Origin of the sequence: Collinsella sp. Sow4_D11 (assembly GCF_052116465.1) — a bacterium.
In the GTDB taxonomy this organism is placed as follows: Bacteria; Actinomycetota; Coriobacteriia; order Coriobacteriales; family Coriobacteriaceae; genus Collinsella.
The window spans coordinates 30,485-50,271 of record NZ_JBQKLA010000009.1; the positions used below are offsets into that span (position 1 = coordinate 30,485).

At 57.9% G+C, this 19,787-nt stretch carries 22 protein-coding genes; 9 read left to right on the forward strand and 13 right to left on the reverse strand.

All coding sequences use genetic code 11. From position 1 onward, the window contains the following. Positions 1–121: 121 nt before the first annotated feature. The 5 genes from ACTQ40_RS05420 to ACTQ40_RS05440 form a co-directional block, all read right to left on the reverse strand. Positions 122–388: a ribbon-helix-helix protein, CopG family gene (locus ACTQ40_RS05420; protein ID WP_154516940.1), complete on the reverse strand. Its 267-nt coding sequence runs from the start codon at positions 386–388 to the stop codon at positions 122–124. Positions 389–396: 8 nt separating this feature from the next. Beyond that, positions 397–663: a hypothetical protein gene (locus ACTQ40_RS05425; RefSeq protein WP_427728371.1), complete on the reverse strand. Its 267-nt coding sequence runs from the start codon at positions 661–663 to the stop codon at positions 397–399. A 57-nt stretch (positions 664–720) separates the two neighbouring features. Continuing rightward, positions 721–2,007, reverse strand: a complete 1,287-nt coding sequence (locus ACTQ40_RS05430; RefSeq protein WP_441563545.1) for a hypothetical protein — start codon at positions 2,005–2,007, stop codon at positions 721–723. Between the two features lie 361 nt (positions 2,008–2,368). After that, positions 2,369–2,614, reverse strand: coding sequence for a glutaredoxin family protein (locus ACTQ40_RS05435; protein ID WP_441563546.1), 246 nt, complete (start codon positions 2,612–2,614; stop codon positions 2,369–2,371). Between the two features lie 51 nt (positions 2,615–2,665). Then, entirely contained in the window at positions 2,666–3,493 is an 828-nt protein-coding gene (locus ACTQ40_RS05440; protein WP_441563547.1) for a TipAS antibiotic-recognition domain-containing protein, read from the reverse strand. Between the two features lie 141 nt (positions 3,494–3,634). Between ACTQ40_RS05440 and tsaA the strand changes: the two genes are divergently transcribed. Together tsaA and ACTQ40_RS05450 are read left to right on the forward strand one after the other, a co-directional pair. Further along, the gene (gene tsaA, locus ACTQ40_RS05445; RefSeq protein WP_441563548.1) at positions 3,635–4,372 is read left to right on the forward strand and encodes a tRNA (N6-threonylcarbamoyladenosine(37)-N6)-methyltransferase TrmO; all 738 of its coding nucleotides are present in this window, start codon (positions 3,635–3,637) and stop codon (positions 4,370–4,372) included. Between the two features lie 112 nt (positions 4,373–4,484). Further along, the gene (locus ACTQ40_RS05450; protein ID WP_427728362.1) at positions 4,485–5,696 is read left to right on the forward strand and encodes a MalY/PatB family protein; all 1,212 of its coding nucleotides are present in this window, start codon (positions 4,485–4,487) and stop codon (positions 5,694–5,696) included. A gap of 96 nt (positions 5,697–5,792) precedes the next feature. Here ACTQ40_RS05450 and ACTQ40_RS05455 read toward each other — a convergent pair whose 3' ends face one another. Next, on the reverse strand, positions 5,793–6,272 hold the full coding sequence (locus ACTQ40_RS05455) for a pyridoxamine 5'-phosphate oxidase family protein (RefSeq protein ID WP_154516961.1): 480 nt from the start codon (positions 6,270–6,272) through the stop codon (positions 5,793–5,795). 257 nt (positions 6,273–6,529) lie between these two features. Here ACTQ40_RS05455 and ACTQ40_RS05460 point away from each other — a divergent pair, with 257 nt between their 5' ends. The 3 genes from ACTQ40_RS05460 to ACTQ40_RS05470 all read left to right on the forward strand — a co-directional run bounded on the left by ACTQ40_RS05460 (position 6,530) and on the right by ACTQ40_RS05470 (position 8,955). Next, a complete protein-coding gene (locus tag ACTQ40_RS05460; RefSeq protein WP_154516963.1) occupies positions 6,530–6,955 on the forward strand; it encodes a potassium channel family protein in 426 nt (141 codons plus the stop codon). Positions 6,956–6,991: 36 nt separating this feature from the next. Continuing rightward, positions 6,992–7,525 carry a TIGR00730 family Rossman fold protein gene (locus tag ACTQ40_RS05465; RefSeq protein WP_441563549.1) on the forward strand — a complete coding sequence of 178 codons (534 nt, stop codon included), beginning with the start codon at positions 6,992–6,994 and terminating at the stop codon, positions 7,523–7,525. Positions 7,526–7,650: 125 nt separating this feature from the next. Continuing rightward, positions 7,651–8,955 (forward strand): chloride channel protein, encoded by a 1,305-nt coding sequence (locus ACTQ40_RS05470; RefSeq protein WP_441032546.1) that lies wholly within the window; start codon positions 7,651–7,653, stop codon positions 8,953–8,955. An 83-nt stretch (positions 8,956–9,038) separates the two neighbouring features. Here ACTQ40_RS05470 and ACTQ40_RS05475 read toward each other — a convergent pair whose 3' ends face one another. The 5 genes from ACTQ40_RS05475 to ACTQ40_RS05495 form a co-directional block, all read right to left on the reverse strand. Beyond that, positions 9,039–9,704: an SAM-dependent methyltransferase gene (locus tag ACTQ40_RS05475; RefSeq protein WP_441563550.1), complete on the reverse strand. Its 666-nt coding sequence runs from the start codon at positions 9,702–9,704 to the stop codon at positions 9,039–9,041. Positions 9,705–10,033: 329 nt separating this feature from the next. Continuing rightward, on the reverse strand, positions 10,034–10,909 hold the full coding sequence (locus ACTQ40_RS05480; RefSeq protein ID WP_427796082.1) for an EamA family transporter: 876 nt from the start codon (positions 10,907–10,909) through the stop codon (positions 10,034–10,036). 450 nt (positions 10,910–11,359) lie between these two features. Beyond that, positions 11,360–12,058, reverse strand: coding sequence for an ABC-2 transporter permease (locus ACTQ40_RS05485; RefSeq protein ID WP_441563551.1), 699 nt, complete (start codon positions 12,056–12,058; stop codon positions 11,360–11,362). Continuing rightward, positions 12,055–12,936 carry an ABC transporter ATP-binding protein gene (locus ACTQ40_RS05490; RefSeq protein WP_441563552.1) on the reverse strand — a complete coding sequence of 294 codons (882 nt, stop codon included), beginning with the start codon at positions 12,934–12,936 and terminating at the stop codon, positions 12,055–12,057. The genes ACTQ40_RS05485 and ACTQ40_RS05490 overlap by 4 nt, the downstream gene beginning before the upstream one ends. 23 nt (positions 12,937–12,959) lie before the next feature. Beyond that, complete coding sequence (locus ACTQ40_RS05495; protein WP_370450620.1) at positions 12,960–13,340, reverse strand: GntR family transcriptional regulator; 381 nt, start codon at positions 13,338–13,340, stop codon at positions 12,960–12,962. A 471-nt stretch (positions 13,341–13,811) separates the two neighbouring features. Between ACTQ40_RS05495 and ACTQ40_RS05500 the strand changes: the two genes are divergently transcribed. The 3 genes from ACTQ40_RS05500 to ACTQ40_RS05510 all read left to right on the forward strand — a co-directional run bounded on the left by ACTQ40_RS05500 (position 13,812) and on the right by ACTQ40_RS05510 (position 16,994). After that, positions 13,812–15,425, forward strand: coding sequence for a peptide chain release factor 3 (locus ACTQ40_RS05500; protein ID WP_427719358.1), 1,614 nt, complete (start codon positions 13,812–13,814; stop codon positions 15,423–15,425). Between the two features lie 156 nt (positions 15,426–15,581). Next, on the forward strand, positions 15,582–16,304 hold the full coding sequence (locus ACTQ40_RS05505) for a VUT family protein (RefSeq protein WP_229770709.1): 723 nt from the start codon (positions 15,582–15,584) through the stop codon (positions 16,302–16,304). 9 nt (positions 16,305–16,313) lie between these two features. Continuing rightward, positions 16,314–16,994 (forward strand): SDR family NAD(P)-dependent oxidoreductase, encoded by a 681-nt coding sequence (locus ACTQ40_RS05510; protein WP_441547113.1) that lies wholly within the window; start codon positions 16,314–16,316, stop codon positions 16,992–16,994. A 50-nt stretch (positions 16,995–17,044) separates the two neighbouring features. Here ACTQ40_RS05510 and ACTQ40_RS05515 read toward each other — a convergent pair whose 3' ends face one another. After that, on the reverse strand, positions 17,045–17,770 hold the full coding sequence (locus ACTQ40_RS05515) for a uracil-DNA glycosylase (protein ID WP_441563553.1): 726 nt from the start codon (positions 17,768–17,770) through the stop codon (positions 17,045–17,047). Between the two features lie 88 nt (positions 17,771–17,858). Continuing rightward, complete coding sequence (locus tag ACTQ40_RS05520; protein WP_441563554.1) at positions 17,859–18,761, reverse strand: DMT family transporter; 903 nt, start codon at positions 18,759–18,761, stop codon at positions 17,859–17,861. 185 nt (positions 18,762–18,946) lie between these two features. Between ACTQ40_RS05520 and ACTQ40_RS05525 the strand changes: the two genes are divergently transcribed. After that, positions 18,947–19,786, forward strand: coding sequence for a LysR family transcriptional regulator (locus ACTQ40_RS05525; protein WP_441563555.1), 840 nt, complete (start codon positions 18,947–18,949; stop codon positions 19,784–19,786). Position 19,787: the final 1 nt, after the last annotated feature.

Here is a 19,787-nt window from a genome sequence, read left to right on the forward strand (position 1 = left end):
ACGGCTAGTCATTTAAGAACGTCCCCAATGACTATGTTGCAAAAGCTGTACGTCAGCATCCAAAGATGTCGAAAAATGTCGACTTTGGATGCTGGCGTACATGTTTGGATTCGGTGGGGGACTAGGCAATCATTGCGTCAAGGGTAATGAGTTCTCTGAGTCGCTCTGTGCGTGTTTGCCCATGGCGCTTTGCCTTCTCGTCAAACGCTTCAAGAACCGATTCACCCACACGTGCCGATAAAACAACGCTTGGCTCATCAGAGATCGACGGCCTTCCCAGCTTGATGGTGCGACCCTTCGGCCACTCATCTTTTTCGTATGCCTCCGCGGCTTTCTCCAACTCTCCGGGGGCAAATCCGATCATCTTTTCGAGTTGCTTAGCGTCCATAGCGCCTCCTATCGATTGATCCCGATTTCCCTGAGCACCTTGCGCGTAGGAGGGACAAGGGCGTGGTAAATGATATAGCCATCTCGATTGGAGCAATATCGAGCGATGAGCTCCATGAGACGGCTTCTTCCATCAAGTCCAACGAGAACGTAATCGATACCTCCGTTTTCAAGATCACGCCTGAACCATGCAAAAGCGGAGTTCCAGGCGCAGGTGATATCCGTCTCCGTCAGCCCGTGTTTGAGGGCGTGGGGGTGGATTGCGATGAGCTCCATAAGGGCCTCTCTTTTTGTATACAGTTTTGTAAACAAAAATGCAAGCAGTTAATAGGCTTAAGCGACTTGTTTTGATTGGACTTTTCGATGTAAAGCCGACATCGGAGGCTCCACTACTCCTTCGCTTTTTAGTTCGGTATGTGAACGTCCGTTGAACTCCCAGAGGGGAGCGTTTTCATAGATTATCGAGAGGAGCTTGGAGACTTCGGCTGTTTTCTTGCGTTCGTAAAACTCGGGCCGTACGACAATCAATAAGAAAGCTGCGTCTTCGGTAATTTGCTGTGCTGTCGGCATACCGTTGAGTCCAACGGAACGCAAAAGCTTTGTCATGATGAAATCGAACTCATCTTCTCTTGCATGGAGATCGGATGCCTTAATCTCAGGGTCTCTCAGGACGTACTGCTTGAGTCGTTCGACAGATCGACTGCACTTTATATGCCCGCAGATGACTTCGTCATAACTGAGCCTTTTGATTGGGAGACGTTCGTGACCGGCGAAGATGGCTGCCACTCTGATGCCAACGCGCCGTTCGCGCAGCGCGCGCATCTCACCGGTGTATTCGCTGCGTCTTTCATATTTTCGATAGGAGTATCCGTAGTCATCGTAGTAATAAGGGGCTTCATCGACAGCGTCATCGAGCTCAGGCGCTATGAGATAGAGTTTTCCATCTCTGGATGTGACGCAGGGATTGTCGATTTGCCCCGATTCGTTCCTGATTTGCCAAATAGTTTCATTTATCTCAAATCTCGAGACTGGATTGGGGGCACAGGAGTTGTAGAGCTCAATAAGTTCATCGAGTGAAATGATTCCACAGGCATCTGTGTAGGCGCGGGCGAAGCGCCGTACTTCTTGATTTGATTCAAGCGCACGGCGCTCCCAAGCATCCAAAACGTCCTGCGGACTTCGATAGCGGGCATGACGATCGATGCGCGATGCGCTCCAACGGTTATCAGCGGCAACGTTCATCAGATCCAAGCGCAGATCTTTGTCGGCGATGCGAGCGAGCGACTGATAGTGTTCTAGATCAAGCTCCGGTCGAAAACTCATGTCTTCCGGAACAGTTCGTGCGAGCTTTATGCAACGCTTGAGATAGGTCGGGCCCAGGCTTGGGCTAAAGTGCTGCTTGAGGTGGCAAGCGATGGGCGAGAGTAGGCCATTTAGATTGGAAATGGGGTATCCGGCAATCTCTTGCTCGAGACGGCGCCCGATGAGCAGAGCCCCTTCCGAAGAGGCCTCATGGTCGGTGCCTTTCTGGCCGAGGTGTTTGGCCTCGACAATCCTGCTGATATCCGAGCAGGTGTTTGAAATAATGTCGGGTGAAAGGGTTGGTATCTTTTTTGCCATAGCGATGCGCTCCTGTGTGACTCACGGAAAAGAAACAGTCTGATTGTGAGTGCCGTTCTTTGATGGCGACGGCGAACAGGAGCGCAGCCTGTCTGAGATGGGCGAGTGCGGTAACCACCGATCTTACTTACCGAGCTCGCTCCAGCGTGTCATTGGGGACCTCCGCAGGAGCTCTCGACCAGTCTCATGCCTTGAGATGAGTATAACACAGAGAGCAAACATATGTTCTATAAATTTGAGAAACCGAATTCCTACCCACTCATTTAAGTGCGTCCCCAATGAGTACCTACGGTTAGCTAGTCATTGGGGACGTTCTTTAACGGCTAGTCATTTAAGAACGTCCCCAATGAGTACTCGCACGCTAGAGCAGGTTCTCCTGTACCCATGCGATGATGTCGCTCGATTCGTAGAGTGGTTTGCCGTCGATGAACAGACAGGGAACCTGGCGTTTTCCGCCGACGGCGATAAGCGTCTGCTCGGCTTCGGTATCGGTCGAGATATTGCACTCGGGAACGGTCACGCTGTTATCCGCCAAAAAGCGCTTGACCTTCATGCAATACGGGCAGCCGGTCATAACGTACAGCGTGAGCTCATGATTAGTAGCCATAGGTCTCCAATCGGTTGAGGTTTTGATTGAAATACCCAAAGCCGCCGCGGTCTATGCATGAGCTGACGACGACTCGATGGCCTGTACCAGAAACGCCGTGGCTCCGGTGCCGCAGGGCTTGTCGTAGTAGTCGATAAAGCGCTGGTCAGCAAGATAGCCGTGGGCGAGGCCCAGGTATGCTTCGTCTTGGGGCTTGTGCCCCCAGTTAAGGCCAATCCATCGACGGTGCATCGCGACAAGTTTGCGGGCCTCGCTTCCATCCGCATCGCCGTCGCCCATGGCAATCGAAAGCTGACCCAGAATAGCGCGTTCAAGTTCCTTCATGTCGTTCCATGTCTCGGGGTCCATGTCCAGCAGTGCTTCGTTTGCTGCGTCGATCGCCTCGTCGCCATAGCGCGCCCGCGCCTCGGCACCGTAGCGCCCCTCGTTTTCCTGCACGGAGCGCCAGCGCTCCAGTTGCGGCAGGACGGCGCCCATGAGCGAGACGGCTTCGTCGAGCGACATGCCGGTGTTTTGCGCCAGCCGCGGGGCACAATCCTCAATCATCGCTTCCATGGTGGTGTCGTAGGTGTACTGGCCGTGGTCGTAGCACCACTTGCAGTAATGGTCGGTTGTGGCGCCCAAAGCATCGGTGCCGCAGTCGTCGGGTGTGAGTATCATGCCGCAGCTCTGGCAATAGTGCTCGGGCATTTCGAGCAGGTGGGACAGCGGTTCTCCGGTTACGGCGGCAATGAGCTTCATCATGTCGATGCCCGGGGTGACTTCGCCGCGTTCCCAACGGCTGACGGCTTGGCGTGTGACGAAGAGCTTGGCGGCGAGCTGCTCTTGGGTAAGGTGATGGGCGCGGCGAATGGCAATGAGCTTTTCTGCAAAGGCCATAGTGACTCCTTTCTGCTGGTTGATGGCTTAAGCATACGCGGCGGCCGGCGCCCTTCCAAGCAACCGTTGGTTGCACGACGGGAGACCGCGGCGAAGAATTGCGCGCTGCACCCCACACCTCCATGCCGTACAATGACCGGCATGGAACCTATCGCACACATACATACCGACCTGCCGCAGAAGTTCGGCATTCCGCGCAACAGCTTTTTGGCGCCCCACCTGCAGGGACGCATCGTCTTTGAGCCGGAATTTGCCTCCAACGCAGCAGTTGAGGATCTGGACTCCTTCTCTCACCTATGGCTGCTGTGGCGCTTCGAAAACGGAACGCCCGGCGGCGCGGCTAAGGATATAGCTGCCGATGCCAAGACGCAGGACAGGTCCGGCACCAACGTCAAGTGGTCGAAGACTGTGCGCCCGCCGCGTCTGGGCGGAGCCGAACGCGTGGGCGTGTTTGCCACGCGGAGTCCGTTTCGCCCCAATCCCATCGGTCTTACCTGCGTCAAGCTCAGCCGCGTTGAGCGCACCGACGACGGCCCCATCATCCATGTACTGGGGGCCGACCTGCGTGACGGCACGCCCATCTACGACATTAAGCCCTACATCCCGTTTGCGGACTGCCACCCGGATGCGACCGGCGGCTGGATTGAGGGTGCTCCGTGGCAAGAGCTCGATGTTGAGTTCCCGCAAGCGCTTCAAGACATGGTCCCGCCCGCAAAGCTCCCCGGCCTGGTCGAGGTTCTTCGCCAAGATCCGCGCCGCGCGGGCAGCAAGCACGAGCCAAACCGCGTTTACCACTTGGCTTACGCCGGACTCGACATATCGTTTACGGTTGACGGGGCCAGGTTGACGGTAACCGCCATCAACGACGCGCGAGACTAGCCAGCCATTCGTCCGCACCCGTCAAATTAAGCGCCAAACCCCATGCCAAAATCGCCTGCGCTGGTGGACAATAACGCTTACCGAATCATTCCGCTCTGCACGGGGGCTCAGCATGAAATACGACTTCACTTCAATCATCGACCGCCATGGCATGGACTCCATCGCCGTTGACTCTTGGGGTGAGATCCCCGGTATGGCTCCGAACGCACCCGACGAGGGCTTCGACCGCATTCCCATGTGGGTGGCGGACATGAACTTCGCCACGGTGCCTACAGTCCAGGAGCACATCATTCAGCGCGCCCAGCACCCCATGTTTGGTTACTTCAATCCGCGTTCCGAGTACTTCGACCGCATCATCGAATGGCAGAGTCGCCGTAATGGCGTCGAGGGCCTGGCGCCTGAGCATATCGGTTACGAAAACGGCGTGCTGGGCGGTGTCGTGTCGACGCTGCGCGCGTATGTCCAGCCGGGCGATGCGGTGTTGGTCCACAGCCCCACCTACATCGGCTTCACCAAGTCCATCGAGGCCGCGGGCTATCGCATTGTCCACAGCCCGCTTCAGCTCGACGACCAGAGCGTGTGGCGCATGGACTTTGAGGATATGGAGCGCAAACTCGCCCAAAATCACATCCATGCCGCAGTGTTCTGCTCGCCGCACAATCCCTGCGGCCGCGTATGGGAGCGCGACGAGATCGAGCGCGCCATGGACATTTATCGCAAGCACGATTGCGTGGTGATCTCGGACGAGATTTGGTCCGATATCATTCTGCCGGGACACAAGCACATCCCGACGCAGTCGGTGAGCGAGGATGCCCGCATGCGCACGGTTGCCCTCTATGCGCCGAGCAAGACGTTTAACCTGGCGGGTCTGGTCGGCAGCTACCACATTGTCTACAACGAGACGCTGCGCGACCGCATGTGCGCTGTGTCTAACAAGACCCATTACAACGAGATGAATGTCCTTTCGATGCATGCGCTTATCGGTGCCTACCAACCGCAGGGCTACGAGTGGGTGGACGAACTCAACCAGGTGCTTGCCGACAATATCGAGTACTTCTGCGATTACGTGGACGAGCATTTTGAGGGCGTGTCCTATTCGCGTCCGCAGGGCACGTACATGGTGTTTCTGGACTGCACCGAGTGGTGCCGCGAGCATGGCCGTGATATTCAGTGGTTGCTCGACGAGGGGGCACGCGTGGGCGTGGGGTATCAGGATGGACGTCCGTTCCATGGCCCCTGCCACATTCGCGTGAATCTGGCGCTGCCGCTTTCACGCGTAAGGGAAGCGTGCGACCGCCTAGACCGTTACGTTTTTGGGGTATAGGGGTCGCACGATTCGGGTATTGCGGCTTGCGCCCGTGTCGTCAATGTGCGTGGGCGCATAGGGCGTAGAGGGTTGCGAGCGCGTTTTCCACGTTTGCTACTTTTCTTGAATTTGCTTGCCGCAAAGGTGTTCAACCGTAATTTCATACAGCTGGACGCCCCTGATACTTTGCTTGATCTCCTCTTCGACCTCTTCGGCAGAAGGATAGTACTTGAGGGCAAACTGTCGGACTTTGTCTTCGACAAACGCCGGGTCATCGTTCACGAGGCGGCAACGGCCAAAAACCACAGTGCTCTGAACATAGGGTGCCCAGTCGTCGTCTTTGTACCAATCGTTGCCATAGACGGTAAAGCAGACTTTGTCGCTGCGTTTGAGTGCATCGACCTTATGCCCCGCCTTGGCTCCATGAAAGTAAATTTTGTCGTGCTCGGGGTCAAAGTAGTAGTTAACGGGAATGGCGTAAGGATAGCCGTCGTCTCCGTTGACGGCAAAAATGCCGCGTTTGCAATTAACAAGTAGCTCTCGTGCCTCTTGATCGGTGATAGCACGCTTCTTTCTACGAAGAGGTCTAAACATCGTGGGTTTCCTTTCTTTCCGCGTGCTGCGTGCACGGCGGTGGGTGGTATGTCTATATCAAGATACTAGTTCAGGCTGCGAGGCAGACGGGAACATCCTATTTGTCGCAGATTGAAACGCACTTTTTTGTTGTGGAAGGATTGTCCCTCACAACTCGTCGTCTAGGGGCATTCTCGATGGCTGGTTCCGTTTGCGGGGGAGGCGTGGGACAATACCGACCAAAAGCGATTGCTTGTCCTGAAAAAAAGGGGGTCTCGATGAAAAAGCTGAGGACGCTGGCCGATGTGTTGCGTCAAGCCGGTTTCGTGCGCATCACGGGCCTTTTTCTCGTCTTTTATCTTCTGTGTTCAATGGCTGTTTGGCTCTCTGAGCCAACAACTCTTACGTTTGGCGATGGCCTTTGGTTTAGCTTTGAGACCGTATCGACGATCGGCTTTGGCGACATTCCGGCCGAAACGCCGGTCGCCCGTGTCATCACGGTCGTCCTGAGCGTTATCAGCATTTTTTACATTGCCATGCTCACGGGCGTGGCGGTGAGCTACTGCAATATGCTCATCAAGATGCATCAAAAGGACACTATGGCGCGCTTTATGGATGATCTTGAGCATTTGGAAGAGCTCGATCGTGACGAGCTCGCCGATCTGTCGCGCCGCGTGCGCGAATATCGCCGGCGCCAGCGCTAAAACGGGCGCCGCGCGTCACCATGAGGGGGACTGAATTTGAATATCACCGTGTATCTGGGTGCCAGTATCGGCAATGACCCGGCGTTTCTGCCTGCGGTGCAGGAGCTGGGCAACTGGATTGGCGCCAACGGGCACGCGCTCGTGTACGGCGGATCCAAATCGGGCCTGATGGGCGCGCTCGCCGATAGCGTGCTTAATGCCGGCGGGCACGTGACGGGTGTGGAGCCGAGCTTTTTTATCGAGGCCGAGTTTCAACATGACGGTATCGACGACCTCATCGTGACGAGCGGTATGGCGGAGCGTAAGGCAAAGATGATCGAGCTCGGCGATGCGTTCATTGCCTTTCCCGGTGGGACGGGCACGCTCGAGGAGATTGCCGAGGTTATGTCCGCGGTGTCGTTGGGGCACCTGAGTGCTCCGTGCATCCTGTATAACCTGGACGGTTACTACAACGACCTCAAGGCGCTGCTCGTACACATGATTGATAAGGGCTTATCAAGCCCACGGCGCCAGCAAGGCATTTACTTTGCCGAGGATCTGTACGAAATCGCATCAATTATCAACGGGTAAGCCTTGAGCCTGTCCCGCTGTGGTCCCCGGTGGCTCCGTTTGCAGCGCAGACGGTTGGCTCGTCTGGGCCACACTCGCTCTACAATAAAACGTATCTATGTCGACTTTGACCGCGGGAGGACCCGATGGATAAGCTCGCTAAACCCACAAACCGCGCGCTGTTTTTAGTTAGCGTTGCCGTGACCGGTGCGTTCGCAGGTGCCGCGGTCTGGCTGTTCTTTTTTGTGATGGAGCACGGCATCGACTATCTATGGACCGAGATTCCGCACGCACTGGGCGTCGCTTCGCCCGAGCTCGCCAGCGGCCCGTTTGGCTTTCTGCCGTACCCGTTTTTTGTCTGCCTGCTGGGCGGCCTGTTAATCGGTCTGTACGAAAAGATGACAGACACCAAGACCGATAACCTCAATCAGGTGATGGCTAAGGTCAAGCAAGATGGGCGCTACCCGTACGACAATCTGGGCAAGCTTTCGCTTGCGGCATTGCTGCCGCTGCTGTTTGGCGGAAGTATTGGACCGGAGGCCGGCCTGACCGGCGTTATCGCGGGCCTGTGCAGCTGGGTCGGCGACCGCATGCGTCGCTTTGGCGCCGAGTTTAGGGAGCTCACGCTGCTGGGTACCCAGGCTGCCCTGACGGCGCTCTTTACCGCGCCTGTGTTTGGCTTTGTGGCGCCGCTCGCCGGTAGCGCCGACGGCCAGGGCGAAGATGCCGACGATGAGTCCGCGTCCGACGAGATCACCATCAAGCTGCCCAAGGCGCAAAAGACCGTGGTCTACGGCATTGCGATTGCCGGCGGTCTGGGCACTTACCTGTTGCTTGGCCAGCTCGTGGGCGGCGGCATGGGCATGCCCAGGTTCGAGTCCGCCGAGGTGGGCAACCTGGAGCTTGCCTGGCTCATTCCGCTGGCGTTGCTCGGCACCGTTTGCGGTTGGCTGTACTTTGTCTCCGAGCACGCGAGCGAGGCGCTGTCCCATGCAATAGGGGAGCGTCCTGTCGTCAAGGCCATGATGGCCGGTCTGGCGCTCGCCATCTGTGGTACGCTCCTGCCCTACACCATGTTTGCCGGCGAGACGCAAGCCGACGTGCTCATGGAAACCTATCTGACCATTCCCGCCGGCGTGCTTATCGCGACCGGTCTTGTCAAGGCTATGCTGACCCCCGCCCTCATCAATATGGGCTGGCGTGGCGGTCACTTCTTCCCGGTTATCTTCTCGGGCGTAAGCCTGGGCTATGGCCTTGCCATCCTCACCGGCGCCGATCCGGTCTTTTGCGTCGCCGTCTGCACGGCATCGACGATGGGCGCCGTCATGCGCCAGCCTGTCATGGTTGTGGGCCTGCTGCTCATGTGCTTCCCGCTCAAGGGCATCGTCTGCATGATCATCGCCGCAGCCATCGCCGCCGGCATTCCGCTGCCCAAGCCGCTGCGCAAGTAGCATATTGCGCTTTGCGTTTGTTTAGAACTCGTTTTGAAGAAGCCGCGCGAGGCCATTTGTTTACGGCCTTGCGCGGCTAATGTTTAGAGCTTCCTCAGCACAATGGCGATGGTGTTGAGGTATTCGAGCGCGCCGGCTTCAACGGCAGCGCGGTCGCCTGCTGCGTACTCGTTGTCGCAGGCGAGCCAGTCTTTCCATGCTTCGTCCGTGCAGAGCATAGGCTGCATCGAGACAATCTCGACGCCGGGGGTCGGCTCGATCATGGCGCGCCACCAGGCTATGTCGTGCATATAGTCGAGCTGCTCGGGTGTCCAGGATTTGAGCAGGCAAACGGGCAGGTTGTCGTGGCAGTCGCGAACCATGCCGGGGATGCTTAAGTAGAGCATCCCACCTTGCTTTACGTAGGGGAGTAGGCGCTCACCCAGATAGTGTGGGTCACGGCCGTAGTAGTTGTACGAGTCGATACTTACGACCGCATCAAAATAGTCGTGCTCAAACGGCAGCCCCTGCGAGGCGTCTGCCTTAACAGGGTGAATCGTGTCGCGCGAGATACATAGCGAATCGAAGAACGCACGGTTTTCGACGGGGTCGCTCCACAGATCGACGGCGTAGGTGTCAAACCCGTATTCGCGGGCGAGTAGGGCGCTGGTGATACCGGTGCCCGATCCAAGGTCGCAGACGCGGACGCCGCAGGGGATATGCACATCGCGAAGCAGCTCTTCGCAGAGCTTGAGGGGATTGGGGCCCATAATCTTAGAGCGTACGAGTGTCGCGCCGAAGCTAGTTGCTTTTGGGAAGGATTGAGATTCCTGGGTTTGCATTGTTCTTTCCTATCAGGTGCAAAAATGGCAGATGACGGAGGCGGAACGGCGCAACAAACCACGGCCGTTGGACGGCCGTTTTCGTGGTTCTATGCGATTGACCGTTCCCTAAAGAACAATGACCAAAAAGACATCCCCTTGGATGATCGAGACTGAGCCGAGGCCCGTGACGTTTATATTGTAAAACGTCACGGGCGTGCCGGGATATGCCGTTTGTCACGGATTTGCGAGCGTCTAGATCTCGCTTGGCATCGGCGCTATTTCCAAATCGCGAGCGCGGCGGTGCCCAGGACGATGAAGGCGAGACCGATGGCGCTGCGCCGTGAGAGTTTTTCGTTGAATGCCAGGCGCGCAAATAGTACCGATACGACAATCGATAGTTTGTCGATCTGCACCACGACGCTCACCTGGCCTGTGGCGATGGCGTAGTAGCACAGCAGCCACGATGCGCCAGTCGCAATGCCCGATGCCGCGAGAAATACGAGTTCGTAGCGGTCTACGTGCACGGCTTGGCCCATCTTGCCTTTAGCTGCCACGATTGCCCATGCCATAACCAGTACCACACAGGTACGGATTGCCGTGGCCAGGTTGGACTCGACGCCTTCGATGCCAACCTTGGCAAGGATGGACGTGAGCGCCGCGAACACGGCGGCGCCGAGGGCGTAAGCGAGCCAGGTCCGGTCTTGCTGCCGCTCGGGTCCGGCAGACTGCTTCTTCTCGATCATTAAAAACGTACCGAGGGTGATGACAGCGGTTCCCACGAGCTTAACCGCAAGGTTGCTCGTCTCGCCAAAAAGCACGATGGCGATCAGTGCAGCGAGTACGGTGCTCATCTTGTCGACCGGTACGACCTTATTGACGTCTCCGATGCCCAACGCCTTAAAGTAACAGATCCACGAAGCACCGGTAGCGAGTCCCGAGAGGACGAGAAAGAGCCAAGATCTGGGTTCGATGCTGCCGATGGTTCCAATGGATCCAGAAATGCCCGCCATTGCCCAGGCGAAAACGAGCACCACGCAGGTGCGAATGGCCGTCGCGACATCGGAGTCGGTCTGCTTGATGCCGCATTTGGCCAGGACTGATGTGACGCCGGCAAAGAAAGCCGACACAAATGCTGCTGCGACCCACGACACGGGTGAAATGCCTCCCCAAAGAACGACCGCGCCAGATTTACGGCGCTCGTCCGATGATACCGTCCCGCCATGAAGCTTTGATATCGCTGTGGTGAGACAGGGGCCATAGTTCGAGAGGGCATTTGGTTAAGGCTCGAATCGAAGGTGAATGGTTTTCCGCGAAGTGAACGAGTAAATCTGGACCCCTGGAACATGCACACTTTTTTCGAACAAAACTGCAGGATTCTTAGACAAAAACCGCAGGAATTGAGTCCTTAAAAATGTCGATGCTACAGGGCACTGTTTTTACTCGTTCACTTCTCGGAAAAGTATTCACCTTCGATATGCTGACGGTGTCTTTTTGGTTGCCAAGAACTAGACGGCCTGCTGTGAAGGGCGGTGGTGACGCTATGCCGCCTCGTTTCATTGAAAAAATAAGCGGGGTACCACCTAAGCTTTTTTAGCCGTCGATTACAGATCGCGTACTCGATAAACCTTGGTGCTGACAGCGCAGCTGATTACACATAGTGCGAGCGCCAGTACTGCAGTTCCTGCGCACAGACAGCCAAGGACGGCGGGATCGGGATTCGCCCCGGCAATCGACATAAGCCAGTTGCTGATGGGGTTGGATGAGCTCAACGTGGCCATGGCAAGGCATCCGAGCAGGGCAAACAGGCCAACGGATAGGCGCAGCGCCTCCATGTGTCCAAATCGAAAGAACAGCGGCTGCGCCAAAAACACCATCATGAGGGAGATGAGCATCGATGCTGCCGAGGCGATTGCGATTTCAAAGACCGTCTGTCCCGTCGAAGGAATGCCCGCGCTGTTGAAGAGCGGGGTGGCGACGATACTCAAAAGCGTGGCGGCGCACGTCATGACGGCCGAGAAGACAACGATGCTCAGGTAGCGTGCGCAGATGATGTCTTTGCGCGAGAGGGGCAGCGTTGCCCGATAGCGCTCCCATCCGTTTTGATTGTCGAAGCCTGCCAGCGAGCTCATGACCATGATGGGTGACATGGCGCTGAGCGCGCAGGCGCCGGCACTCATGCCGGAGTCGCCACCTGACGTGTTGGCGAGGGTCAGCACAACGAATATGAACAGGCCGACGCCCGCTATGCTTGGGACAAGCGTGCGAACGATGGCGAGCTCGGACATAAAGGCGCGTTTCATTTCGAAGCCCCTTTCAGCGTGAGGCGTAGATAATCGTCAATGGTTGCCCGATCGCAGGGAATCTCGGGGAAGGCCTCGAGCGTTTCGCGACGGTTGGGCACGAGCACGTCCACGCTATAAGCGTGGTGGGCGGCACGGGCGCCTTCGACGCAAGCCATAAGCTCGGCGGCCTGCGCTTGGGTACAGTGGGCGATGCCGGCGCGGTCGGTAATGTCCTCGCGCGGCAGGTCAAACACAATCGAGCCGTTATCGATGCAAATGATGCGGTCGGCAGCGCGATCGAGGTCGGACGTAATGTGGCTCGAGAGCAGCACGCTGCGCTGGCCGTCGGCGACAAAGGCAAGCAGCTCATCGAGCAGCTCCTCGCGTGCCATGGGATCAAGACCCGCGGTGGCTTCGTCCAAAACGAGCAGCTTGGCCTTGTGACTGAGCGCACAGGCAAGCTGCAGCTTCATGCCCATGCCGCGGGAGAGGTCCTTGACCTTCGCCTTGGGATCCAAGCCAAATCGGTCGATGAGGCTGGCGAAGGTGTCGTGGCTCCAGGTGGGGTACGCCGGGCTTACGAGTGCCTCAACTTCGGTCACCTTGAGTGTGGAAGGGAAGGGGCATGTGTCCAGCACGAGGCCGATACGAGTGCGCAGACAACGCTGCGCTTCACCGGGCGCGTCGGCGCCGCAGTGCTGCCCAAACAGGTGCACCTCGCCGGCATCGAGTTTGATAAGCCCGAGCGCGGCGCGAATGGTCGTTGTCTTGCCGGCGCCGTTTGCGCCCACAAAGCCAACAATCTGGCCGGGCTCCACGGCGAGCGTGACATCGCGTAGTGAAAAGCGGTCGCTTACAGCGCGTGAGATGCCTTTGAGTTCAAGCAAGTTTTGCATGGTATAGCCTTTCTTGCAGATGGCTACTGCATGGTTTCGGGGGCTACCAGGTCGAGCATTTCGTGCAGTTTGTCGCGCGTGACGCCCAAGGCTTCGGCTTGGCTCGCCGCTTTCGCAAGCAGGTCTTCGATATGGCATAGCTGGTTTTCGCGCAAGAGCTCCTGGTTGCCCTCGGCGACAAAACAACCCTTGCCCTGCACGGTGCAGATAAACCCGAGTTGCTCTAGGTCGGCGTAGGCGCGCTTGGTGGTGATGACGCTCACACCCAGGTCGCTCGCGAGTGCACGGATGCTGGGGAGTTTGGCTCCCGCAGCGAGCGTGCCCGATAAGATCTGAGCTTTGACTTGCGAGGTTATCTGCTCGTAGATGGGCTTGTCGCTCGAATTGGATAGGATGATGTCCACAGCGGCTCCTTAGCTGTTGGGCTACACGTGTATATAACCGGTAAGCACAGTATATATACACTATGCACAGTTATGCAAGAGGCAAATAGGGATTGTCCGCTCGTCCATTCATCTCAATCTGTAACATCTGGAACCGATTTGGACGGCTACCTGTTACAGATTGAGATTTTGCTGGTGGGCCCCACCTGGTTGTCTCAATCTGTAACAACTGGAGAAGTTTTTGGCTGCTAGATGTTACAGATCGAGATCTTTCTGGGACGCCCACCTGTTTGTCTAAATCTGTAACAGGTAGAGGTTCAAAAACCGTCTAGATGTTACTGATCGAGACAAACTGCTGCGGAGTGCCGTCATCGACTGCTACACAGGCCCCAACTGATGAATTTGTCCTGATAGGCGCCCTAGAGCGGAATTTCGCGGCTACAATAGTGCGGTTACAACGACGTAATGCACTCAATGCAAGAAAGGATCCGCATGGCAAGCCTGTCGGATGAAATCTCGTCGCGCCGCACATTCGCGATCATCAGCCACCCGGATGCCGGTAAGACCACGCTTACCGAGAAGCTGCTGCTCTATACCGGCAGCATCCAGACCGCCGGCTCGGTCAAGGGCAAGAGCTCGGCCAAGCATGCCGTCTCGGACTGGATGGACATCGAGAAGGAGCGCGGCATTTCCGTCACCTCCTCGGTGCTGCAGTTCACTTACAACGGCGCCTGCGTCAACATCCTCGATACCCCCGGTCACCAGGACTTTTCGGAGGATACCTACCGTACCCTTATGGCCGCTGACGCCGCAGTCATGGTCATCGACGGCGCCAAGGGCGTCGAGGCCCAGACCAAGAAGCTCTTTAAGGTCTGTACGCTGCGCCACATTCCCATCTTCACCTTTGTGAACAAGCTCGACCACGAGGCTCGCGATCCGTTTGAGCTCATGGAAGAGATCGAGAATGTCCTGGGCATCAATACGTATCCCATGAACTGGCCGATTGGCAGCGGCCGCAATTTCCGCGGCGTGTTCGATCGTCAGACCCGTCGCGTCATTGCCTTTGAGGGCGACGGTCACGCCAACGCCACCAAGAAGGTCGCCGAGGTCGAGGCCGAGCTGGGCGATTCTTCTATGGATGAGCTCATCGGCGAGGAGAACCATAAGAACCTGATGGACGACATCGAGTTGCTCGATGGTGCCGGCGACGAGCTCGACTTGGATGCCGTGGCCTGCGGCAAGCTGAGCCCGGCGTTCTTTGGCTCGGCGCTTACCAACTTTGGCGTGGAACCCTTCCTTAAGGAGTTCCTGCGTCTGGCCCCGACACCGCGTGCCTATACCGATACGCTTACCAGTGAACCGGTCGATCCCTGCCGCGACGACTTTAGCGGCTTTGTGTTTAAGATCCAGGCCAACATGGACAAGAACCACCGCGACCGCATCGCCTTTGTGCGCATTTGCTCGGGTAAGTTCGAGCGCGGCATGGATGCCTTCCACGTGCAGGGCAACCGCAAGCTCAAGCTTGCCACGGGCACGTCGATGATGGCCGACGACCGCGCCATCGTGGACGAGGCGTACGCGGGCGATATCGTGGGCCTGTTCGACCCGGGTATCTTTAGCGTCGGCGACACCGTGTGCTCCGGCAAGCGCCATGTGCAGTATCCGCAGATCCCGACGTTTGCCCCCGAGATGTTCGCTCGCATTACGCAGGTCGACACGCTCAAGCGCAAGCAGTTCGTCAAGGGCATGGAGGAGCTTGCCCAGGAGGGCGCCATCCAGATCTTCCGCGAGCTTGGTGCCGGCATGGAGAGCGTCATCGTGGGCGTGGTCGGCGTGCTACAGTTTGAGGTACTCGAGCGCCGCCTCAAGGCCGAGTACCGTGTTGAGGTTCGTCGCCAGCCGTTGCCCTATACGGACATTCGCTGGATCCAGAACGACCCCGACACCATCGATATCCCGGGCCTTTCGCTCACGCGCGACACGCTGCGCGTCGAGGACATGCGCGGTGGCAAGCTGTTGCTGTTTACGAGCCCGTGGAACGTGGATTGGGCAACCGACCACAATCCCGACCTTATCCTGTCGGAGTTTGGCAACGTAGTCTTTTAACGCATCGGCGCGGTGGCCCTGCGGGGCTGCCGCGCTGCCTGCTTGCCTGATGCCGCATGAGCGGCTATCATGCCCACCGTCGCCTCAAGACCGGGGCGTCCGAGCAGTTCGGGTCCGATATCCTGCTCGTTAAACCTAAAACCAAAGGAGTACATAATGATCAAGAAGGTCATGGAGGACTACAAGGTCCTGTTGCGGAGCATTCCCGCGGCAACGGTTTCGCTGTTTTTCGTGAGCGTTATCATGATGAACCTGCTGGCCAACAAAGAGCTCATCAGCCTGCCGTATCTGGCACTCGATTGCGGCTTTGTGGTGAGCTGGGTCTCGTTTTTGTGCCAGGACATGATCTGCAAGCGCTTTGGCGCCAAGGCATCCATCAAAATCTCTATCCTCGCACTGGCGGTCAACCTTGCCGTGAGCCTGTGCTTTTGGGCATGCTCGCTCACGCCCGGCATGTGGGGCGCCTACTACGACACGGGCATGATCGAGGTCAACACCGCCCTTAACGCCACCATCGGCGGCACCTGGTACGTGGTGCTGGGCTCTTCGCTGGCAATGTTCGTTTCTGCCGTGGTTAACTCCACGCTCAACCAGTCGCTCGGCCGTATGCTCAAAAAGAATAACTTTGCGAGCTTCGCCTTCCGCTCCTATGTGTCCACGGGTGTTGGCCAGTTTATCGACAACCTGGTCTTTGCCATTGTAGTGAGTCACACGTTCTTTGGTTGGACCTGGGTGCAGGTCCTTATGTGCTCGCTGACCGGCGCTGTCGCCGAGCTGCTGTGCGAGGTCTTCCTGAGCCCCGTGGGCTACAAGGTCGTGCGTGGCTGGGAGCGTGAGAATGTGGGCGCCGAGTACCTCAAGCGCCACGCAACCGCCTAAGGAGCAAGTATGCGGGTTTTGATCACGGGAGCTTCGGGCGGTATCGGAGCCGCGTGCGTGCGGCGCTTTTTGGACGAGGGCCACGAGGTCGTGGGCTTTGATCTGCTGCCGGCGGCGATCGAACACGAACGCTACCGCCATCTGGTCGTTGATGTACGCGAGCCTGACTCGTTTCCAGGCGACCTTGAACCCCAAGTGATCGTGAACGTTGCGGGTACGCAGGATTCGGTCGACGATATCGCCGCCAACCTGCGTGGCACCATCAACGTGACCGAGCGCTACGCTTTTGTGGGGGAGGGGCTTGTCGCCAAGCCGGCGCCCGCTATCAAATCCGTGGTCAATGTGGGGTCGGCGAGTGGGCATACGGGATCGGAGTTTCCCGCCTATGCTGCCAGCAAGGGCGGCGTTATCGCCTACACCAAGAACCTTGCAAACCGCCTGGCACCGCAGGCCATCGCCAACAGTGTGGACCCGGGTGGCGTTATCACGCCGCTCAACCGTTGCGTGATGGAAGACGAACACCTGTGGAACCAGATTATGGAGCTTACACCGCTTAAACGCTGGGCAACCGCCCAAGAGATCGCCGAGTGGATCTACTTTGTGGGCGTGACCAACCGGTTTATGACCGGGCAGAGCCTGCTCATTGATGGTGGCGAGGCCGGCCGCACACAATTTATTTGGCCCGAATAGGAAACGCGCCCGATGGAAAGCCGTCGGGCGTATTTTTGATGTATCGATTTTTAGCCGAGACAAGTCCAGTTGACGGGGGTCGAGCCGTGCTGTTCGAGTAGCCGATTGGCTGCCGAGAAGGGTCGCGACCCCATAAAAGCGGGGAGTTCTGCCGTGGCACGGTTAGCCGAAAGCGGCGAGGGGTGCGTGGAGGCAAGGCAGAACTTGCCGGTTGTTTTGCCCGCGTCGATTGCGGCGAGCTTGCCCTCAACCATCTGCTGGGCAAAGCGGCCCCATGCCAAAAAGACTACCGGTTGGGGTAGCTGGCAGCAGCGTTCGATAACGTAGTCGGTGAGCGTACTCCAGCCCAGCTTGGCGTGTGAGTTCGCGGCATGCTCGCGCACGGTAAGCGTAGTGTTGAGGAGCAGGACGCCCTGTTGTGCCCATGGCGTCAGATCTCCCGTGGCGGGAATGGGACAACTCAGATCGGCTTTGAGTTCCTTATAGATGTTGCGCAGGCTTGGCGGCAACTTGGCTTGCGTCGCGGGGACCGAGAACGATAACCCCATGGCCTGGTTGGGCCCGTGATAAGGATCTTGGCCCAAGATGACAACTTTGACCTGGTCGGTCGGCGTGTAGGCGAGGGCATTGAGGATGTCGTCTTGTGCCGGGTAGATGGTCTGCTCGGCACGCAAAAGGGCGATGCGCTCGAGCAGCTGGTTCGTAGTGTCACGTACCGGCTGCGGCGCATCGCCCAACCAAGTTGCTATGTTACGGTCACGAGTTGCGGTGTCCATGGAGCTCCTTTATGGCAGATGCTATGTTGGCATCTATTGTAAAGGCGCACCGGTTGCCTTTATGCCGCGGCTGCATGAAGAGCGGGGTCTACGAGGCGCGCTCGGGCACTCCTGCCATACGAGCGCGTCCATGTGCGCGGAGGTGCGGAAGCTCGACGGTTGCCGCCATGACGCCGGTGAGGATGAGAGCTGCACCCAGGAAGGCGATGGGGCTCAGGACCTCGCCGACTAGGAAGAACGAAAAGACGGCGGAGCAGACTGGCTCGAGCGAGAAGGCAAAGCCGGTGGTCTCGGCGGGCACGTGGGGCTGCACGAGCGTCTGGGTGATAAAGCCGTAGGCAGAGCAGATGAGTGCGAGTGCGACGACGACCACGACCTCGCCCGGCGTGCCGGGGAGTGTGAAACCGCCAAAGGTGAATGCGGCGATGCCCGAGAATAAGCCGCCGAAGCCCAGCTGCCAAACGCCCAGAGCAAGCGGATCGACTTCTTCGACAAAGCGCTTGGCCACGATAATGTGGCCGGCATAGACAAAGGCGGAGAGCAGCATGATGAGCGCGCCCGGGTTCAGGCTGGTGAAGTCGGCGCCCGAGAGCAGCAACATACCGCAGGTGACGATGGCGGTGCCGACGAGCACTTTGCGCTCGGGGGCGCGGTGCAGCAGGGCGGCGTTGGCAAACGGCACGATCACGACCGTCAGGCTCTGCAAAAAGCCCGCAGTGGAGGCAGAGGTGAGGCTGGAGCCCAGGCACATGCAGGTGAGCTCGGTTGCCATGATGGCGCCGATGATGGCGGCACGGACCATAAGGTCGCGGTTAATGCGCAACGCGCGCTTGTGGAAGAGCAGCAGGCAGGCCACAAAAGCGATGATGCAGCGTAGCGCGACGATACTCGTGGCGTTCATGCTGTCCATGCCGATCTTCATGAGGGGATACGAAAAGCCCCATGCGACGGGAACGGAAAATGAGAGCGCGATTGCTTTTTTGCGATCCATGGGACTCCTTTTGTTGCAGAACGGTTTCGTAACAAGGATTCTGCTCCCAGATTTGGATGTAGTAAAGCGAATGTATCTTCAGTATGATTAAGAAATGCTAATGTCATTAGGAAAAGCACTGGCAAAACGTTTTACGGCTGCATTGTTGTGGAGGCACGATGGCGTCGCGGTATCAGATTGTTTGTATGGTGGTCGATTGCGGCAGCCTGAAACGCGCGGCGGACGAGCTGGGCTATACGCAAAGTGCGGTGAGCCAGGCCGTCAAGGCACTCGAGCGCGAGCTGGGTACCACGCTTATCGAGCGCGGTAAGCAGGGCGTTTCGCTTACGCGCGACGGTAAACAATATCTGCCGTATCTGCGCCAGATTGTGACTGCCGAGGCTGAGCTCGAGGGCAAGCGCCAGGAGCTGCTGGGGCTTTCGTCGTCCGATATTCGCATCGCGACGTTTACCAACGTGAGTCGAACCGTGTTACCGCGCGTGATCCGCGACTTTGGGGCGCTGCACCCGGGCGTACGTTTTACCCTCAAGCAGGGCGACTACACGCGCAACGCCCAATGGGTGCACGACGGCGTAGTGGATTTTTGCTTTACGGCACGTGGGTTTACCGCAGGGCTCGAGAAGCGCGTGGTCTATCACGACGAGTTGGTGGCACTGTTGCCTGTCGCGCATCCGCTGGCGGCAAAGGAAAAAGTGACGCTCGCCGACCTGGCTTCCGAGCCGTTTGTGCTGCTGGATGAGGGCGAACAGAGCCTGGTGCTCGATGCATTCGCGGCGCATGGCCTGTCGCCGCACGTGACGAGCGAGGTCACCGACGACTACACCATCATGGCGATGGTGGAGGAGGGCCTAGGCGTGAGTATGCTCTACCGTCGTACTGTGGAGGGCATGCGGGCCGATATTCGCGTACGTCCCATCGTGCACGCCCCCTCACGCGACGTAGTGGCGGCCTGGCGCAGCTGGGACACCATGCCTATCGCCACGAGGCGCTTTATCGACTATATGAGCTCGCATATTGTCAATTAAT

Bases quoted from the DNA above. Each gene is read 5' to 3' on its own strand.
- ACTQ40_RS05420 (WP_154516940.1), bottom strand. From the start codon at position 388: ATGGACGCTAAGCAACTCGAAAAGATGATCGGATTTGCCCCCGGAGAG.
- ACTQ40_RS05425 (WP_427728371.1), bottom strand. From the start codon at position 663: ATGGAGCTCATCGCAATCCACCCCCACGCCCTCAAACACGGGCTGACG.
- ACTQ40_RS05430 (WP_441563545.1), bottom strand. From the start codon at position 2,007: ATGGCAAAAAAGATACCAACCCTTTCACCCGACATTATTTCAAACACC.
- ACTQ40_RS05435 (WP_441563546.1), bottom strand. From the start codon at position 2,614: ATGGCTACTAATCATGAGCTCACGCTGTACGTTATGACCGGCTGCCCG.
- ACTQ40_RS05440 (WP_441563547.1), bottom strand. From the start codon at position 3,493: ATGGCCTTTGCAGAAAAGCTCATTGCCATTCGCCGCGCCCATCACCTT.
- tsaA (WP_441563548.1), top strand. From the start codon at position 3,635: ATGGAACCTATCGCACACATACATACCGACCTGCCGCAGAAGTTCGGC.
- ACTQ40_RS05450 (WP_427728362.1), top strand. From the start codon at position 4,485: ATGAAATACGACTTCACTTCAATCATCGACCGCCATGGCATGGACTCC.
- ACTQ40_RS05455 (WP_154516961.1), bottom strand. From the start codon at position 6,272: ATGTTTAGACCTCTTCGTAGAAAGAAGCGTGCTATCACCGATCAAGAG.
- ACTQ40_RS05460 (WP_154516963.1), top strand. From the start codon at position 6,530: ATGAAAAAGCTGAGGACGCTGGCCGATGTGTTGCGTCAAGCCGGTTTC.
- ACTQ40_RS05470 (WP_441032546.1), top strand. From the start codon at position 7,651: ATGGATAAGCTCGCTAAACCCACAAACCGCGCGCTGTTTTTAGTTAGC.
- ACTQ40_RS05475 (WP_441563550.1), bottom strand. From the start codon at position 9,704: ATGGGCCCCAATCCCCTCAAGCTCTGCGAAGAGCTGCTTCGCGATGTG.
- ACTQ40_RS05485 (WP_441563551.1), bottom strand. From the start codon at position 12,058: ATGAAACGCGCCTTTATGTCCGAGCTCGCCATCGTTCGCACGCTTGTC.
- ACTQ40_RS05490 (WP_441563552.1), bottom strand. From the start codon at position 12,936: ATGCAAAACTTGCTTGAACTCAAAGGCATCTCACGCGCTGTAAGCGAC.
- ACTQ40_RS05500 (WP_427719358.1), top strand. From the start codon at position 13,812: ATGGCAAGCCTGTCGGATGAAATCTCGTCGCGCCGCACATTCGCGATC.
- ACTQ40_RS05505 (WP_229770709.1), top strand. From the start codon at position 15,582: ATGATCAAGAAGGTCATGGAGGACTACAAGGTCCTGTTGCGGAGCATT.
- ACTQ40_RS05510 (WP_441547113.1), top strand. From the start codon at position 16,314: ATGCGGGTTTTGATCACGGGAGCTTCGGGCGGTATCGGAGCCGCGTGC.
- ACTQ40_RS05515 (WP_441563553.1), bottom strand. From the start codon at position 17,770: ATGGACACCGCAACTCGTGACCGTAACATAGCAACTTGGTTGGGCGAT.
- ACTQ40_RS05520 (WP_441563554.1), bottom strand. From the start codon at position 18,761: ATGGATCGCAAAAAAGCAATCGCGCTCTCATTTTCCGTTCCCGTCGCA.
- ACTQ40_RS05525 (WP_441563555.1), top strand. From the start codon at position 18,947: ATGGTGGTCGATTGCGGCAGCCTGAAACGCGCGGCGGACGAGCTGGGC.